The sequence below is a fragment of the Streptomyces xylophagus genome (genome assembly GCF_000716435.1).
GTDB classification, from domain to species: Bacteria; Actinomycetota; Actinomycetes; order Streptomycetales; family Streptomycetaceae; genus Streptomyces; species Streptomyces xylophagus.
The window spans coordinates 93,838-109,750 of record NZ_JNWO01000005.1 but is presented as its reverse complement, the minus strand read 5'-3'; the positions used below and the strand labels follow the sequence as shown (position 1 = coordinate 109,750).

Sequence of the window (15,913 nt, the reverse complement as noted above, 5' to 3'; positions counted from 1 at the left end):
CCGCCGACCGACGTGGGCCCGCTCACTCACGGGCGGGACGTCAAGTACCCGCCCATGGTGCGGAAGTAGTCGCCGGCCGCGTACTCGGTGCCGTCGTCGGTGCGCACCCGGCGCACCAACAGCCCCCGGCCGCGCCCGGTATGGGCCTCGGGACCCGCCACGATGACCACTCCGTCGCCCTCGCGGATGAAGATCCGGCCCGGGGTGCCGCCGTAGCGCCCCTCGGAGACGGCCGCGGAGACGATCCTGAGCCGCTCACCTCGGTGGAAGGCGTACGCGTTCGGGTACGGGTCCGACTGGGCCCGCACGAGCCGCTCCAGGCGTTCCGCGGGCCAACTCCAGTCGATACGACTGTCCTCGGCCGAGCGCTTGTGGAAGAAGCTGGCCCGCCCGCGGTCCTGCGGCACCCACTGGCCGGCGTCGCGGCCCGAGGCGATCAGGTCGAGCGACTCGCGCACGATCGGCGCGATGAGGTCGACGGTGCGGTGGAACAGGTCGGTCGCCGTGTCGGTTGGCCCGACCGGCACCGAGCGCTGGATCAGGATGTCGCCCGCGTCGAGTTCGCCGTTCATGCGGTGCGCGGTGACACCGACGCGCGGCTCGTCGTTCAGGAGCGCCCAGATGATCGGCGAGAAGCCCGCGTACGACGGCAGCAGCGAGTCGTGGACGTTGAGGGTGCCGTGCGGCGGGAGGTCGAACAGCTCCGGGGGCAACCAGGTCCGCCAGTTGTTGGCGACGATGATGTCCGGCCGCGCTTCCCGTACGGCGTCGAGGAGTTCGGCGTCGTCGGGGCGGTTGCGCAGCAGCACGGGAACGTCGTTCTTCTCGGCGAGTTCGGCGACGCTGTCGTCCCAGATCTTCTCGTAGGCATGCTCACTTTTCGGGTGGGTGACGACGGACACGACCTCGTGGTCGGAGTCCAGCAACGCCTGCAGCGTGCGGTGACCCCAGGTCTGATAGCCGAGCATGACGACCCGCATGACGGTCCTTCCCTTCAACGACTCCATTGCAAGGTAAGCCTTACCTTATCTAGCATTGGGCTGCCTGAGGGAGGCGATGCCACGGTGAAGTCACCGCTCATGGATTCCGACGTTGTCCACGACGTCCTCGGAATCGGATTCGGTCCGTCAAATCTCGCACTGTCCATAGCGGTTGAGGAGCACAACAGAAACCTTCCGGCAGACCGTCGCCTCAACGCGCTGTTCCTGGAACGGCAGCCGCGCTTCGGCTGGCACCGGGGCATGCTGATCGACGATGCCACGATGCAGGTGTCGTTCCTCAAAGACCTTGTCACGCTGAGGAATCCGACCAGCGACTACAGCTTCCTCTGCTTCCTGCGCGAGCAGGGCAGACTGATCGACTTCCTGAACCAGAAGACCCTCTTCCCGCTGCGCATGGAGTTCCACGAGTACTTCGAGTGGGCGGCCGAACGGGTCTCCCACCTGGTCTCCTACGGCAGCGAGGTCGTCGCCGTCGACCCGGTGCGCGGCGACGACGGCGAGATCGCGTTCTTCGACGTCACCACCCGCGACCCTGCGGGTTCCGGATCGGGACCGGGTTCGGGTTCAAGTCCCGGTTCTGGTAGGGGTTCCGGTACGACCGTGACCCGCCGGGCCCGCAACATCAGCGTGGCGATGGGTCTTGAGCCGCACGTGCCGCCGGGTCTCGAACTGGGCGAACGCGTCTGGCACAACAGCGAGTTGATACCCCGGGCGACCGGGCTGGCCGAGGCGGGCGCGCCCGTACGGCGGGCCGTGGTGCTCGGCGCAGGCCAGAGCGCCGCCGAGGCGGTGGACTATCTGCACCGCACCTTTCCGGACGCCGAGGTGTGCTCGGTGTTCGCCAAGTACGGCTACACCCCCGCCGACGACAGCCCGTTCGCGAACCGTATCTTCGACCCGGAGGCAGTGGACGTCTACTTCTCGGCTCCGTCCGAGGTCAAGCAGTCGCTCATCGACTACCACCGTTCCACCAACTACTCCGTTGTCGACATGGAGTTGATCGAGGCCCTGTACGCCACCGCGTACCGGGAGAAGGTGGCCGGACGGGAACGGCTGCGCTTCCTCAACGTCTCCCGCATCCGCGCCGTCGACTCCGCGACGGACGGTGGTCTCGACGTCGCCGTGGAGTTCCTGCCCACCGGCGAGAAGCAGGTGCTGTCGGCCGATGTGCTGGTCCTGGCCACCGGTTACCGCCCCCGCGACCTGAGTTCGCTGCTCGGCGAGGCGGCCAAGCTCTGCCTGAGGGACGACGGCGACGAGATCCGCGTGGGCCGGGACCACCGGGTCGAAACAGTCCCGGAGGTAACCGCCGGCCTCTACCTCCAGGGCGGCACCGAACACACCCACGGGCTGACCAGCACCCTGCTGTCGACGGTCGCGGTACGAGCGGAGGAGATCCACCGCTCGGTACAGGCAGCGAGGTTGCCCGTCTGACGCCACCCCCGACTCCCCGGGCCCGGAGGGTACGGTCCCTTCCGGGCCCGGGGTTTTTCTGCGGCGGGGCGGCGAGTGGGGGTTGGGTCCGCGCTGGGGGGCGAGGTTGGGTCCGCGCCGGAAGCGGCAGCCGAGATCGGTCCGCGCCGGGCATGGCGGCCGGGGTTGGCTCCGCGCCGGATACGGCGGCCAGGGGTGACTCCGCGCTGGGAACAGCGGCCGGGATCAGTCGGCGCCGGGCGCGACGGCCAGGGGTGACTCCGCGCGGGCACGGCGGCCAGGGCCGGACCCGCGCTGGAGCGGCGGCGGGGATCAGGCCGCGCCGGACACGGCAGCCGGGGTTGGCTCCGCGCTGGGAACAGCGGCCGGGATCAGTCGGCGCCGGGCACGACGGCCAGGGGTGCCTCCGCGCGGGCACGGCGGCCAGGGCCGGGCCCCCGCAGGAGCGGCGGCGGGGATCAGGCCGCGCCGGACACGGTAGCCAGGGTTGGGTCCACGCAGGAGCGGCAGCCGGGATCGGCCCGCGACGGGCACGGTCGCCGGGATTGGCTCCGCGCAGGAGCGGGGGCCAGGTTTCGGTCTACGCCGGGCGCGGCGGCCAAGGTTCAGTCGGTGCTTACCGGACGCGGCTCGCTGACCGGTGGTCACTGACCCTGCTCGATGCAGTCACCAGTCACCAGTCACCAGTCACCAGTCACCAGTCACCAGTCACCAGTCACCAGTCACCAGTCACCAGTCACCAGTCACCAGTCACCAGCAGGATCACCGCACGCGAGGCCGTCGGCAGCGGTCAACCTCCCGTCACATCACCGGCGTTGGGACTTCGGCCCACCGAACACATCCGCCACACCCCGCACCGTCCTGACCGCCCCGCACGTCGCCGCGATCCACTCCACCGCCATCCGGTGATCCTCGTGCGCCCGGTCGGCCACCGCGTCCGCGACGACGAACGGTTCCATGTCCTGCATCCACGCGTCGGCCGCGGTCAGCAGGACCTGCGTGTGCGCGAACACCCCGACGATCACCGGCTGGTCGCGCCCCAACTCCGCGAGCCTGCGCCGCAGTCGGGTCCCGGCGAAGGCGCTGAACCGCTTCGCCACCAGCACGCTGTCGCCGACCTGCGGCCGGATCGCGTCCACGACGTCACGGGAGTCCTCGCCGCCGGGGAGACGCGGATGCCCGAAGCTGCTCTCCCGGCCGTCCGGCTCCCGCTCGGCGGTCTTGAGGGTGTAGAGGACGGGGATGCCCGCCGCCCGCGCTGACCGCGCCAACTCACCCACTCCGGCGAGTAGTTCACCTACCGGAGCCGAGGACTCCCGCAACACGTGCAGGAAGTGGTTCTGGACGTTCAGGACCACCAGGGCAGCGCGGCCGGGGTCGATGGCCCAGCCCGTCCGGTCCGGGGGCAGCGCGGCGGGGCCGGGCATGACGTACGGGACCATGTCGGATGTCGGCATGCGCATCGGCCTCTCACCGGTCGTCGAAGGTCGTGGGGAACGCGTCGGAGATCTTCACGGGCGGCAGCAGGCCCTCACAAACCGCGCCCGGCACCCGAACCCGGCAGGCCGCCCAGCCGCTCGCCGCTCGCCACCTGCCCCTTGCCGCTCGCCGCTCGCCGCTCGCCGCTCGCCGCTCGCCGCTCGCCGCTCGCCGCTCGCCGCTCGCCGCCTCAGTAAGGCCCATGAGTCCAGCGGCCGTTGGCCATCGTGGCGTGCACCGGCATCGTGCGCAGGGTGTCCGGATCGGCGTCCAGTGGGTCCACGTCCACGACGACGAGGTCGGCCGGGTCCCCCACCCGGATGAGCCGGCGTCCACGGGCCGCCGCGACCAACGCGTCCGGGACGGACAGACGTTGCTCCGGGTGCCAGGCGGGACGTTCGTCGTCGGTGCGGCTGACGGCGGACGCGATGGCGAGCCAGGGGTCGAGCGGCGAGACAGGCGCGTCCGAACCGAACTCCAGCCGGGCACCGGCGGCGAGCAAGTCGCCGTAGGCGAAGGCGCGTTCGGTACGTCCGGCCCAGTGCCGGTCCGCCACATCGCGGTCGTCCGTCGCATGCCGGGGCTGCACACCCGCGACGACTCCCAACTGGGCGAATCTCGGAAGGTCTTCGGGGCTCAGCAGCTGCGCGTGCTCGATCCGGCCGCGACAGCGCACCGCCTCGAAGGCGTCCAGGGCAACGGTGTTGGCGCGGTCGCCGATGGCGTGCACGGCGGGTTCGATGCCGTGCGCGGCGGCGCGGCGCATGAGCCGTACGAGTTCGCCCGGGGCCGTCTCCTCGATGCCGTGGGCGCCGTCCGTGTTCTCGAGACCCGGGTAGGGGTCGCGGCACAGGGCGGTACGGGTGTTGAGCGAGCCGTCCGTGAAGAGTTTCAGCGGCCCCACCCGCACCAGACCGCCACTCGCCCCGACCTCGTCCCCCGTGCGCAGGCCACGCTTGACCGCCGCGTCCAGGTGACTCGGATACACCGCCGCCGACACCCGTACGGCGGGCCGGAATTGGGCCGACCGCCGTTCCCAGTCCCCGACCGTGTCGCCGAACTGGAAGTCGATGACACCGGTGACCCCGCGCGCGGCGGCGGCCCGGCAGGCGTCCTCGATCCAGCCGTCGACGACCTCGGCCGGCGTTGCGGAGAGGGCGGCGAGGACTTCGTGGGCCTCGTGTTCCCTGAGCAGTCCGGTGGGGTGGTCGCCCCGGCCGACGAGGGCGAGGCCAGCGGAGTTGAGCCACGCGGCATGCAGATCGGCGCTGACCAGGGCGACCGGCCGATCGGCCAGCACCGCGTCGAGCAGCGCCTTGTGCGGGGCGTCGGGCCACAGCCCGTCGCGGAACCCGTAGCCGTAGAGCACCGTCCCATCGGATACCCCGGCGCGTTCCCGGACGAGGTCGGCAACCGCCCGCGCGGAGACGGTCCCGGCCAGGTCCAGCCGGTGCCGGGCGCTCGCCCACTCCGCGAGGTGGACATGGGCGTCCCACAACCCGGGCAACAACACCCGCCCGTCGAGATCGAGGACCTGCTCACCGCCGGCACCAGCATCCGCGTCCGCTTCCGGTACGACGTGGGTGATCCGCCCGTCCGCCACCCGCACCCTGGCGAGCGGCCCACCGGCGCCCAACCGCACCCGGGCGAGCGTCAGCGCGGGCGCCGGGGCGCTTGCGTTGTCTGCCATATGAGCCTCCATCGCCCCACACAGGGGAATGCCGAGGGCACACCCCTCAACCACATCCACCAAGTAAAGTAAGCCTTACCTTACCTTGCGAATGAACCCCCGTCCCCTACAGCGGCGGAAGGCTGCGCTTCTTCACTCTCGGGAGACGACTGCGGCGACCGCCGGCCAGGAACAAGAGGAGGCCGACGGCGACCAACAGCACACCGACCCACAGATGCGGCAACCAGGACCACCACGGATCGCGATCCTGTAGGGAAGCCACGATCGAGCCGCCGCCAGCAAGGAAAAACACCACCGCACAGGCCCGCAACCGCCACCGAGCACGACTGTCGGCCATGTTCCCCCCTCATGCGCTGCGAAGTCCGCCTTCGTCAGGACAGGGTGACACGATCACCGATCACCCCTTCACCGGCCCCACCCACCACACCCGGCAGGGCCGATGACGACGCACCGCCTCGCCTCGTCTACCGCTTCACCTCCACACTCGCCCGCACCCGCAGATCCCCCGCCGAAGCCCCGACCCACACGGACCGCCGCCCCGTCCCCAGCACCCACGCATGCCGCCGCGCATCCCACGACGACAACGTCCGCGCATCGACCCGAACACTGACCCGCCGCCGCTCCCCCGCCCGCAGCACGAGCCGCCGATAGCCGCCCAACACCCGTACAGCCTGGTCGAGTTGGAGATCCGGTGAGCGCCCGACGTACACCTGAGGCACGGCCACGCCCTCCCGCCGCCCGGTGTTGCGGACGGTGAAGGTCACATCCAGCCCGTGCCCGTTCCACCGCGCCGACGGGTCGTCGTAGGAGAAGGAGGTGTACGACAGTCCGTGCCCGAAGGGGTAGAGCGGCCGTACGCCCTCCGCGTCGTACCAGCGGTAGCCGACGTGGATGCCCTCGGAGTACTCCTCGGTGCCGTTCACGCCGGGGTAGCGGAGCAGGTCCCCGGCGACCGGATGGTGGGCGTCGTCGACCGGGAAGGACTGGGTGAGCCGACCGCCGGGGTCGCAGTCGCCGAACAGGACGGCGGTCGTGGCGGCGGCGCCCTCCTGGCCCGGGTAGTACATCTGGAGGACGGCGCCGGTGCGGGCCAGCCACGGCATCGAGGTCGAGGACGAGGTGTTGAGGACGACCGTGGTGCGCGAGTTCGCGGCCGTCACCGCATCGATCAACCGAGTCTGATTTCCCGGGAGTTGGAGGCTCGTGCGGTCGAGGCCCTCCGTGGCGTCCTCGTAGGCGAACAGGACGACACTGCGGGCGGCGCGCGCCGCGGTGACGGCGTCGGCGACGTCCTGCGCGCGGGTCGCACCGGTGCTGCGCCGCAGCCGGAACAGCAGTCCGGCGTCGCCGCCCGCGGCGGTGATCTTCAGGGTGTGGGCGCCCTTGGTGAGGGTGAGGGTCTTGCGGCGTACGCCGAGGCCGTCGGGGTCGGCCGAGACCAGGCCGCCGGAGAAGTACTCGCCGTATCCGGCCGCGAGCGGGAACAACTCCGCGCCGTCCAGCAGGACTTGGGGGCGGGCGGTGGGCGCGGAGGAGAAGTGGAGGACGAAGGTCCACTCGTCGGTCTCCGGCACCGTGAGCGAGCCGTCGTACTGCCAGGTCTTCCCGGCGTCCACCCGCTGTCCTTCGCTGTCGAAGGTGGGGGTGAGCGCGGACGCGGGGATCGCCTTGCCGAACAGATCCTCGCCGAGTGTGTACGTCACCCGGGTGCCGGAACCGGCCCGTGCCTTGATCGCGTCGAGGGGGCTGTCCGCGTGGTCCGGTACGACGTGCGCGCTGCCGCCGCCGCTGACGAAGGGCAGGCTGCCGGTGGGCCCGATCACCGCGATGGAGCCGTCGGTCAGCGGGAGGGTGCGGTGTTCGTTGCGGAGCAGGGTCGCGCCCGCCTTGGCGACCTCCAGGGCGACGGCCGCACCCGCCTTCGCGTCACGGTCGGGGCGCGGCGGCGCGCTGCCGTCGAGGAGCCCGAACCGGTCCATGACGCCGAGGATCCGGCGCACCGCGCGGTCGACGTACGACTCGGGCAAACTGCCGTTCTGCACAGCCGACTTGAGGGGCGCGCCGAAGTACGTCCCGTCGGGCATCTCCATGTCGAGACCGGCGGTGATCGCGGCCACGGTGCTGTGCGCGGCGAACCAGTCGGTCATCACCCAGCCGTCGAAGCCCCATTGGCCGCGCAGGATGTCGGTGAGGAGGGTCTTGTTCTCGCAGGCGAAGGTGCCGTTGACCTTGTTGTACGCGCCCATGACCGCGCCGGCGCCCGCACCGATCGCCGCTTCGAAACCGCGCAACTCGATCTCGTGCATGGTCTGTTCGTCGACCCGTACGTCGATGGTGTTGCGGTCCTTCTCCTGGTTGTTCAGCGCGAAGTGCTTGACGGTGGCGACGAGTCCCTCGCCCTGGATGCCCTTGATCTCGGCGGCGACCAGGTCGCCGGCGAGCAGCGGGTCCTCGCTGAAGGTCTCGAAGTTGCGGCCCGCGTACGGGGTGCGGATGAGGTTGACCATCGGGGACAGCAGGACGTCCTGGCCGAGGGCGCGTCCTTCGCGGCCGACGACCCGGCCGTAGCGGCGGGCGAGTTCGGGGTCGAAGGCGGAGGCGAGCAGGACGGGCGCGGGGAGGGCGGTGGCGTGTGCGGTGACGCGGACGCCGGCCGGTCCGTCGGTGAGCCGTAGCGGCGGGATCTTCAGGCGGGGGACGCCGGGGATGTATCCGGCCTGGCCGAGCGAGTTCGGGTCGGTGGCGCCGTGCAGGAGGGAGATCTTCTCGTCGAGGGTGAGCCTGGCCAGGAGTCCTTCGACGCGGGGGCCGGCCCCCGCCTCGGGTCTGGTCTGCGCGTTCGCGTGCGACGGGAAGATGAGTCCGGTGGTGGCCGCGGTGGCGACCGCGATCGCGCCGCCGAGCAGGCGCAGGGCGGATCGCCGGGACACGGTGTCGATGTCGGTGTCGGTCATGAGCCGTCACTCCTTCGGTGTGCGGGCACGACGTCGTGGACCGCAGGTGCGCCTCGGTGCCCCGGACCGTGTTCGGAATCTGAACGCACTATGCGTCAGGCCCGACTTGACGATCCGTTAGGAACCGATCGCGCGGCGGGAAAACTATGACCGCCGCTGACTCGTGTCAACGATCCGAACAGGAATCGGCCGCGAGTCGACAAGAACCGAAGGGTGGGAAGGTGATGGGAAAGGCGTGGGGCCACCCCGATGGGGCGGCCCCACGATCAGTGCAGTGCCGGGAGCAGACCGGTGACGGTATCCACGACGTCCGTCACGACCGTCACCAGTGGCTGCACGGCGGCGACGGCCGTACCGGTGCCGGTACCGGTGCCCGAGGGCTCGGGTTCCGGCGCGGGGTCGCCGCAGCAGGCGACCTGGGCGGCGCGGGGTGCGTACTGCGGGTCGTTCTGCTGCTGTTGCGGCAGGTTCGAGGGAGGCGGGGGTGGGTCTCCCTGGGGTGCGCCCTCGGGCGGCTCCGGTGCGTTCGGTGCGCCGCTCCCCGGCGGCGCGCCCTTCCCTTCCGTCTCTCCCTTTCCGTCCGGTGCGCCCTGCTTCACCCGCGCGTCGGCGTCGGATTCCAGCGCCCACCGCTGCCCGGCGGAGCCGTCCCGGTCCGTCACCACGACCCGCGCCCCCGCCTTCCCGCTCACGGGGGCGACGGCCAGCCCCTGGCTCCAGCGGAGCAGGAGTTCGCCGCGCACGGTCAGGTCGTAGTGCACCTCGCCCGCGTGCACCAGGCAGCCGGCCAGGGTGACCGTGCCCGCGGTGGTGTCGGAGCCCAGGCAGAGTCCGGGATCGGCGAGGCTGCGCAGCAGACCGTCCTGGTCGTACGACCACTGCTGGGACCCGGCGGACGAGCACGCCGCCATGGCGACGGTGGCGCCGGTCTCCAGCCGGCCGTCCGGGATGTCGACGCACAGTCCCGAGTCGAGGCTGCGCAGGACGCCCTGCTGGACGATTCCCCCGACGGAGGAGGCGGCCGACGCGGAACCGTCGGACGAGGGTGCGGCGACAGGGCTCGGGCGGGTCGAACTGCCGCTGGGCGCACCCCAAGTGACCTGCGGATCGGGCGGGTTGTCCCCCTCGGTCCAGCCCTTGGTGGCGAGCACGGTGGCGAGCAGGGCGAGCGAGGTCAGACCCACGCCCACCATCGCGGCCCTGGGGTGCCTGCGCGGAAAGGCGAGGCGGCCGTCCGGCACGGGCCGGTGGCGGCCCACCGGATGGCGGGCGGCGCGCGCGGAGGTCTCGCGGGTCGCGCGGCCGGGCCGTGAGTCGAGGTAGCGGCGGGCGCCCCAGCCGAGGACGGTCTCGGCGAGCAGCACTTCGAGGCCGCCGTCGAAATGGCTCAGCTGTTCCGCCGCGAATCGGCAGTAGCGGCATGTCAGGAGATGCCGTTGCACATCAGGCAACAGACTGCCGCCGCGGCGGATCGGGACGTCGAGGAGTCGGTTGTAGTGGCGGCATTCCGGGGTCGGTGCGAGTTCCCGGTGGGCGCGAACGCAGCCTGCCCTGAATTGTTCACGCGCCTGGTCCAGCGCGGCCGTCGCGGTGGCTTCGTCGACGCCCAGCAGACCGGCCGGTACGGATATGGGTTCGGCCTCGGCCTCGGTGTGCCACAGCAGGCATTGGGAGGCGCCCGACAGCGCGCCGAAAGCGCGTTCCGCGAGCAGTCGCCTTTCGGAGGTGCCGGGTCGTGCCGCGCGCAGACCACGGGCGCCGGTGGGTTTACGAAGTTCCGGCAGCAGCGCGGCAATTCGCTCCTCCGCCGCCCACTTCTTCACCATCTCCCTTACCGCTACAAGGAGTTGGGGGCGCAGGGCGCCGCCGGTCGCGCGGCCCGCAAGCACCTGGTGGAAGGCGGCGGTCGCCACCATGGACGCCGAACTCTCGGCGGAGGCGAGACAGATGGAGGCATATTCACTTGTCGCCTGCCAATGGCGGGCGAGCAGCGTGGCGACGGCACGGGTGCCGGCGGCCTTATCGCCGAGTTGCGCCACGAGATTGCGGTCGGACTCCCCCGGACTCGCCCCGGGGCGGGGCGCGAACGGAGGGCGTGGGGGGTAGGGGGATTGCACGGAACCTTTTCCTTCCAAGCCGCAGGACGGCATACGAATGCCCGACCATCGGAAAGCAGGTGCTTGATTGGTGCATACCTATGAGGTGTCAGAAACGACCCTGACCATTGCCTTCTCACGACTGGCCCTCATGAGGTGGCTCACACTCGCACAAGCCTCTGACAGGAAACAAGGAGTTCGAGTGACCGATGTTCAAAACGTGGGGAATTCAGATTGGTTACCCGCGGTATCCACAGGCGTCTCCACACAATCTCCAACTCCCCCGCGAACTAAGGGAGGTGCACAGGGAACTCCGAAGTTTCTCTCGGGGCGCTCTCATCGCCGTGGGCCACCATGAACCGCATGATCGCCCCCCACTCTTCAGCCACCCCCGCATCCGCCCCCGTCCCCACGGTCCGCAAGGCGGTCGTGCCGGCCGCCGGGCTCGGCACGCGGTTCCTGCCCGCGACGAAGGCGACGCCGAAGGAGATGCTCCCGGTCGTCGACAAGCCCGCGATCCAGTACGTCGTCGAGGAGGCCGCGGCGGCCGGACTCGACGACATCCTGATGGTCACCGGCCGGCACAAGCGGGCCATCGAGGACCACTTCGACCACGCCTTCGAACTGGAACAGGCCCTGGCCGCCAAGGGCGACACCGTGCGCCTGGACGCCGTACGCGATCCCGCGCGCCTCGCCGACATCCACCACATCCGCCAGGGCGACCCGCTCGGCCTCGGGCACGCGGTGCTCTGCGCCCGCCACCACGTCGGCGACCAGCCCTTCGCCGTCCTCCTCGGCGACGACCTGATCGACCCTCGCGAGACCCTGCTCAGTCAGATGCTCGAGGTCCGCGAACGGTACGCGGGCAGCGTGGTCGCCCTCATGGAAGTCCCCGCGGAACAGGTCCACTTGTACGGCTGCGCGGCCGTCGAGCCGACCGGCGAGGACGGTGTCGTGCGCGTCACCGGCCTGGTCGAGAAGCCGTCCCGCGAGGACGCGCCGAGCCGCTACGCCGTCATCGGCCGCTACGTCCTGGACCCCGCGATCTTCGCCACCCTGGAGCGCACCCCGCCCGGCCGCGGCGGCGAGATCCAACTGACCGACGCCCTCCAGGAGTTGGCAGCCGCCGGCACGGTCCACGGAGTCGTCTTCAAGGGCCTGCGCTACGACACCGGCGACAAGGCCGACTATCTGCGCACGGTGGTCCGGCTGGCCTGCGATCGCGACGACCTGGGGCCCGAATTCGTCGCGTGGCTCAAGGAGTTCGTGGCAGGGCTGGAGAACGGCGGGACCGGCGACAGCGAGAGCGGTTCGCGGATCGCGGCCTGAACTCCCCACGCACGAGGGCCCGGTCACGCCGTAGGCGACGACCGGGCCCTTGTTGCATCAGCTCTGTGATGGTCAGCCGTTCGGCCGGAGCGTCCAGGTGACCGTCATCTCACCCGTCACGGCGCCGTCCTCGCGCTGGATGGCGACGGTGACCGGGAACTCGGGGCGCTCACCCGCGTCGAGTTCGGCGACGACGTCGGCGGCGGGGCGGCCGAGGGTCGCGGTGGCCTTCACCGGTCCGAGGGCGATCTTCTTGAACGCGATCTCGGCGTTGACCGGGAGCGGCACGGCCCGCGAGAGCTGGTCACCGAAGGCGGCGAGGACGATCGCACCGCTGGCGGACTCGCCGAGGGTGAACATGGCACCGGCGTGCGGTCCGCCGACGTGGTTGCGGTACTCGCTCTGGTCCGGCAGGGACAGCACGGCCCGCTCCGGACTGGTCTCCAGGTACTCCAGGTTCAGGGTGCGAACCATCGGCACCGTGGCGGCCAGCAACTCGCCTATCGACATCTGATCTGCGCTCATGAGCAGCATGTTACCCATGGGTAGCCAATGCGGGCCAGACCTGTGCGCCGGCAAACGCCGTCCGGTCCGAGTTGGTACGACCCTGTCAAGGGGCGGTGACCCCACCGTGTCCCGCGCGGCACTAGGGTTACTGCCCATGTGGCCAGGACAGCAGCCGCCCGGGGGCGAGCAGAACCCGCAGAACAACCCGTACCAGCAGCCGGGGTACCAACAGCCGAATCCGTATCAGCAGCCCGGCTACCAGCAGCCCAACCCCTATGGGCAGCAACCGCAGTGGGGTGCTCCGGCTCCCGCGGGCGGTCCGCAGCCGCCACAGGGCGGGGGCGGCGGAAACCGGACGAAGCTGGTCGCGATCGTCGCCGCGACTGCCGTCGTCGTGGCGGCGGGTGTGACCGGCTACCTGGTCCTGGGCGGCAACAAGGACGACAAGGCGGACGGCGGCAAGGACACGTCGAGCCAGTCTCCGTCGGCGTCCGCGGACCCGAGTGCCTCTTCCTCGGGTTCGGACGACAACCCGCGCGGCGACGAGACCGAGCAGCCGACGATCGCGGGCTGGAAGGTCGTCGTCAACCAGAAGTACGGCACCGCCTTCGACGTCCCCGCCGACTGGGAGGTCGGCAAGCCGGGCACGTTCACCTTCTTCGAGGACGAGGTGAAGGGCGACGGCTCCCCGTACATCGGCTTCTCCGCGCCCGCCTACCTGAAGCAGAACTGGTGCGAGTCCGACGACAACAAGGACGGCACCAAGGAGACCTCGTCGCTGGCGTCGAGCGGCACCAAGGGCGAGGACGGCGCGAAGGACACCGCGAGCACGGCCCGCGGCGACGCGGCGGCGTTCGCGTTCGGCGGGTACACGGACCAGAAGGACTCGTCCAAGAAGTACCTGAAGATCGGCACGGCGAAGCCGTACACGACGAAGTCGGGTGTCACGGGCAGCGTCGCCACCTCGTACACGTCCGGCGTCCCGAAGTCCGGCAAGTGCTCCTCCGACGGCAAGGCGACCACGTTCGCCTTCAAGAACTCGGCGTCCGACTACGTCTCCTGGACCCTCTACGGCGCGAAGGGCGTCAGCGAGGAGATCCCCGACGCGACGATCCAGAAGATCCTCAGCACCGTACGACTGCACGGCGACCCGACGGGTGCCACGAGCTGACCCTCCGCTCGTCGAGCGGTTGACCGTTTGGCTGGATTCTGGCGGCAATCTGTTTGGCAGGGCGTGGCACCTGCGGCGATAGTCGCCCGGTGACCGCCACCGCCTCTCCCCGCCGACCGCGCCGACCCGACTGGGCGGGCCGCAACTACACCCTGTTGACCGCCGCCGCGGTGGCGACCGGCCTCGGCGGGAACGGCGCGCTGATCGCCGCCGCGTTCGCCGTGCTGGACGCGGGCGGCGACAGCGGTGACGTGGGCCTGGTGGCCGCCTCGCGCACGCTGCCGCTGGTGTTGTTCCTGCTGATAGGCGGCGCAATCTCGGACCGGGTCCCCCGGCACCACGTCATGGTCGCGGCGAATGCCCTCAGCTGCGCCTCCCAGGCGGCCTTCGCGGTACTCGTCCTCACCGGCGAGCCCCGCATCTGGCAGATGATGCTGCTGACCGCGCTCGGTGGTACCGGGCAGGCGTTCTTCGGCCCGGCGGCCGAGGGCATGCTGATGTCCACGGTGAGCGGCGAACAGGCGGGCCGCGCGTTCGCCGTGTTCCGCATGGCGATGCAGGGCGCGTCCCTGGGCGGCGCGGCCCTCGGCGGCGCGCTGGTCGCGGCGGTCGGCCCGGGTTGGGTGCTCGCAGTGGACGCGGCGGCGTTCGCCGTAGCAGGAGGACTCCGCACCTTCCTCAACGTGAGTCACATCCCGCCGCGCGCACCGGGCGGCGGGATGCTCGCCGATCTCCGGGACGGCTGGCGGGAGTTCATCGGCCGCCCCTGGCTGTGGTCCATCGTCGTGGCGTTCTCCATCGCCAACGCGGTGGTCGGCGCGGCCGACGCGGTCTACGGCCCACTCGTCGCCCGCGACAGCCTCGGCGGCGCCGGTCCATGGGGCCTGGCCCTGGCCGCGTTCGGCGCGGGCACGGTCGCCGGCGCCCTCCTGATGACCCGCTGGAAACCCCGCAGACTGCTCCTCGCGGGCATGCTCTGCATCTTTCCCCTGGCCCTCCCCTCCGCCGCGCTCGCGATACCGGTGCCGGTGGGAGTCCTGTTCGCGGTGATGTTCGTCGCCGGGGCGACGGTCGAGGTGTTCGGTGTCTCGTGGATGACCGCACTCCACCAGGAGATCCCCGAGGAGAAACTCTCCAGGATCTCGGCCTACGACTGGTTCGGCTCGATCGCGCTGATGCCGATCGCCGCGGCGGCAGCGGGCCCCGCGGAGTCGGCCTTCGGGCGTACGGCGGCCCTGTGGGGGTGCGCGGCGCTGGTCACGTTGGTCACGGGAGCGGTGCTGTGCGTGCCGGAGGTCCGGAACCTGCGGCGCCGTACGAAGGTGACACCGCAGGAGACACGGGCCGTCTCCGACGACTCAGCCGATCCCGAACGCCCCGTCCGGCGGCACGGGTGACGGCACCGCGTCCTCGTCCCGGACCGGCCGCGCACCCCCGATGAACTCCCTCAGCGCGGACCCGTGTTCAAGCCGCGCCGGAAACACGTCCGAGGCCACGAGGCGGGTCAGGGTCGCCGTGTCGACCGGTTGGTGCGCGGCGACGAGAACCGCGTTGCCGAAGCGCCGTCCGCGCAGTACGCCTGGTTCCGCGATCAGCACCAGCTCCCCGAACACCGCGCCGAGCGTGGCGAGTTGGGCACGCAGGAAGGCAAAGGGGGCGGCATCCGCGAGGTTGGCGAGGTAGACGCCGTCGGCGCGCAGGACCCGCTCGGCCTCGCGGGCATACGTCACGGAGGTGAGGTGCGCAGGAACCCGCGAACCACCGAACACATCGGCGACGATCACGTCCGCCGAACCGTCCGGCGCCGCCTCCAGCCAGGCACGGGCATCGGCACCGTGCACGGTGACACCGGCGCCGTCCGGCAACGGCAGATACTCGGTGACCAACTCCAGCAGCCCCCGGTCGGCCTCGACCACGTCCTGCCGCGAACCAGGCCGGGTCGCGGCCACGTACCGGGGCAACGTGAACGCCCCACCACCCAAGTGCAGCACGTCCAACGGCCGCCCCCGTTCCGCGACGACGTCCAGCACATGCCCCAGCCGCCGCGTGTACTCGAACTCCAGATGCGTCGGCTCATCCAGGTCCACGTACGACTGCGGCGCCCCATCAACGGTCAACAGCCAGGCCCGATCCCGATCCACATCGGGCATCAGCTTGGCAGTCCCGTGATCAACGTCCCGGGTCACGGGTATCGGCTCGTTCACGGAGTCCATTGTGCCGGTGCCGGGAAAGCACCGGGCTCGGCAGGCGCC

General features: G+C 70.8%; 13 protein-coding genes. 4 read left to right on the top strand and 9 right to left on the bottom strand.

The genetic code is table 11. From position 1 onward, the window contains the following. Nucleotides 1–26 precede the first annotated feature (26 nt). Complete coding sequence (locus OO70_RS11885; protein WP_043668154.1) at nucleotides 27–980, bottom strand: methionyl-tRNA formyltransferase; 954 nt, start codon at nucleotides 978–980, stop codon at nucleotides 27–29. Between the two features lie 99 nt (nucleotides 981–1,079). Here OO70_RS11885 and OO70_RS11880 point away from each other — a divergent pair, with 99 nt between their 5' ends. Beyond that, the gene (locus OO70_RS11880; protein WP_407702763.1) at nucleotides 1,080–2,435 is read left to right on the top strand and encodes a lysine N(6)-hydroxylase/L-ornithine N(5)-oxygenase family protein; all 1,356 of its coding nucleotides are present in this window, start codon (nucleotides 1,080–1,082) and stop codon (nucleotides 2,433–2,435) included. A gap of 806 nt (nucleotides 2,436–3,241) precedes the next feature. Here OO70_RS11880 and OO70_RS11875 read toward each other — a convergent pair. The 6 genes from OO70_RS11875 to OO70_RS11860 form a co-directional block, all read right to left on the bottom strand. Then, complete coding sequence (locus tag OO70_RS11875; protein WP_051741165.1) at nucleotides 3,242–3,892, bottom strand: isochorismatase family protein; 651 nt, start codon at nucleotides 3,890–3,892, stop codon at nucleotides 3,242–3,244. 13 nt (nucleotides 3,893–3,905) lie between these two features. Beyond that, a complete protein-coding gene (locus OO70_RS54510; RefSeq protein WP_158711446.1) occupies nucleotides 3,906–4,118 on the bottom strand; it encodes a hypothetical protein in 213 nt (70 codons plus the stop codon). Further along, nucleotides 4,105–5,604: an amidohydrolase gene (locus OO70_RS11870; RefSeq protein WP_043668149.1), complete on the bottom strand. Its 1,500-nt coding sequence runs from the start codon at nucleotides 5,602–5,604 to the stop codon at nucleotides 4,105–4,107. Before OO70_RS11870 ends, OO70_RS54510 begins: the two co-directional genes overlap by 14 nt. A gap of 106 nt (nucleotides 5,605–5,710) precedes the next feature. After that, the gene (locus OO70_RS54505) at nucleotides 5,711–5,941 is read right to left on the bottom strand and encodes a hypothetical protein (RefSeq protein WP_158711445.1); all 231 of its coding nucleotides are present in this window, start codon (nucleotides 5,939–5,941) and stop codon (nucleotides 5,711–5,713) included. Nucleotides 5,942–6,068: 127 nt separating this feature from the next. Beyond that, a complete protein-coding gene (locus tag OO70_RS11865; protein WP_043668147.1) occupies nucleotides 6,069–8,558 on the bottom strand; it encodes a beta-glucosidase family protein in 2,490 nt (829 codons plus the stop codon). A 266-nt stretch (nucleotides 8,559–8,824) separates the two neighbouring features. Continuing rightward, nucleotides 8,825–10,675 (bottom strand): RICIN domain-containing protein, encoded by a 1,851-nt coding sequence (locus OO70_RS11860; RefSeq protein ID WP_234336826.1) that lies wholly within the window; start codon nucleotides 10,673–10,675, stop codon nucleotides 8,825–8,827. Between the two features lie 342 nt (nucleotides 10,676–11,017). Between OO70_RS11860 and galU the strand changes: the two genes are divergently transcribed. Continuing rightward, a complete protein-coding gene (gene galU / locus OO70_RS11855; RefSeq protein WP_043668142.1) occupies nucleotides 11,018–11,983 on the top strand; it encodes a UTP--glucose-1-phosphate uridylyltransferase GalU in 966 nt (321 codons plus the stop codon). Nucleotides 11,984–12,055: 72 nt separating this feature from the next. On the opposite strand, the gene OO70_RS11850 is transcribed toward galU, so the two are convergent. Continuing rightward, nucleotides 12,056–12,493 (bottom strand): DUF4442 domain-containing protein, encoded by a 438-nt coding sequence (locus OO70_RS11850; RefSeq protein ID WP_043668139.1) that lies wholly within the window; start codon nucleotides 12,491–12,493, stop codon nucleotides 12,056–12,058. Nucleotides 12,494–12,644: 151 nt separating this feature from the next. Here OO70_RS11850 and OO70_RS11845 point away from each other — a divergent pair, with 151 nt between their 5' ends. Next, complete coding sequence (locus OO70_RS11845) at nucleotides 12,645–13,661, top strand: membrane protein (RefSeq protein WP_043668136.1); 1,017 nt, start codon at nucleotides 12,645–12,647, stop codon at nucleotides 13,659–13,661. A gap of 89 nt (nucleotides 13,662–13,750) precedes the next feature. Beyond that, entirely contained in the window at nucleotides 13,751–15,058 is a 1,308-nt protein-coding gene (locus OO70_RS11840) for an MFS transporter (RefSeq protein ID WP_043668133.1), read from the top strand. On the opposite strand, the gene OO70_RS11835 is transcribed toward OO70_RS11840, so the two are convergent. Then, nucleotides 15,020–15,865: a spermidine synthase gene (locus tag OO70_RS11835; protein WP_043669019.1), complete on the bottom strand. Its 846-nt coding sequence runs from the start codon at nucleotides 15,863–15,865 to the stop codon at nucleotides 15,020–15,022. The genes OO70_RS11840 and OO70_RS11835 overlap by 39 nt on opposite strands. Between the last annotated feature and the right edge of the window lie 48 nt (nucleotides 15,866–15,913).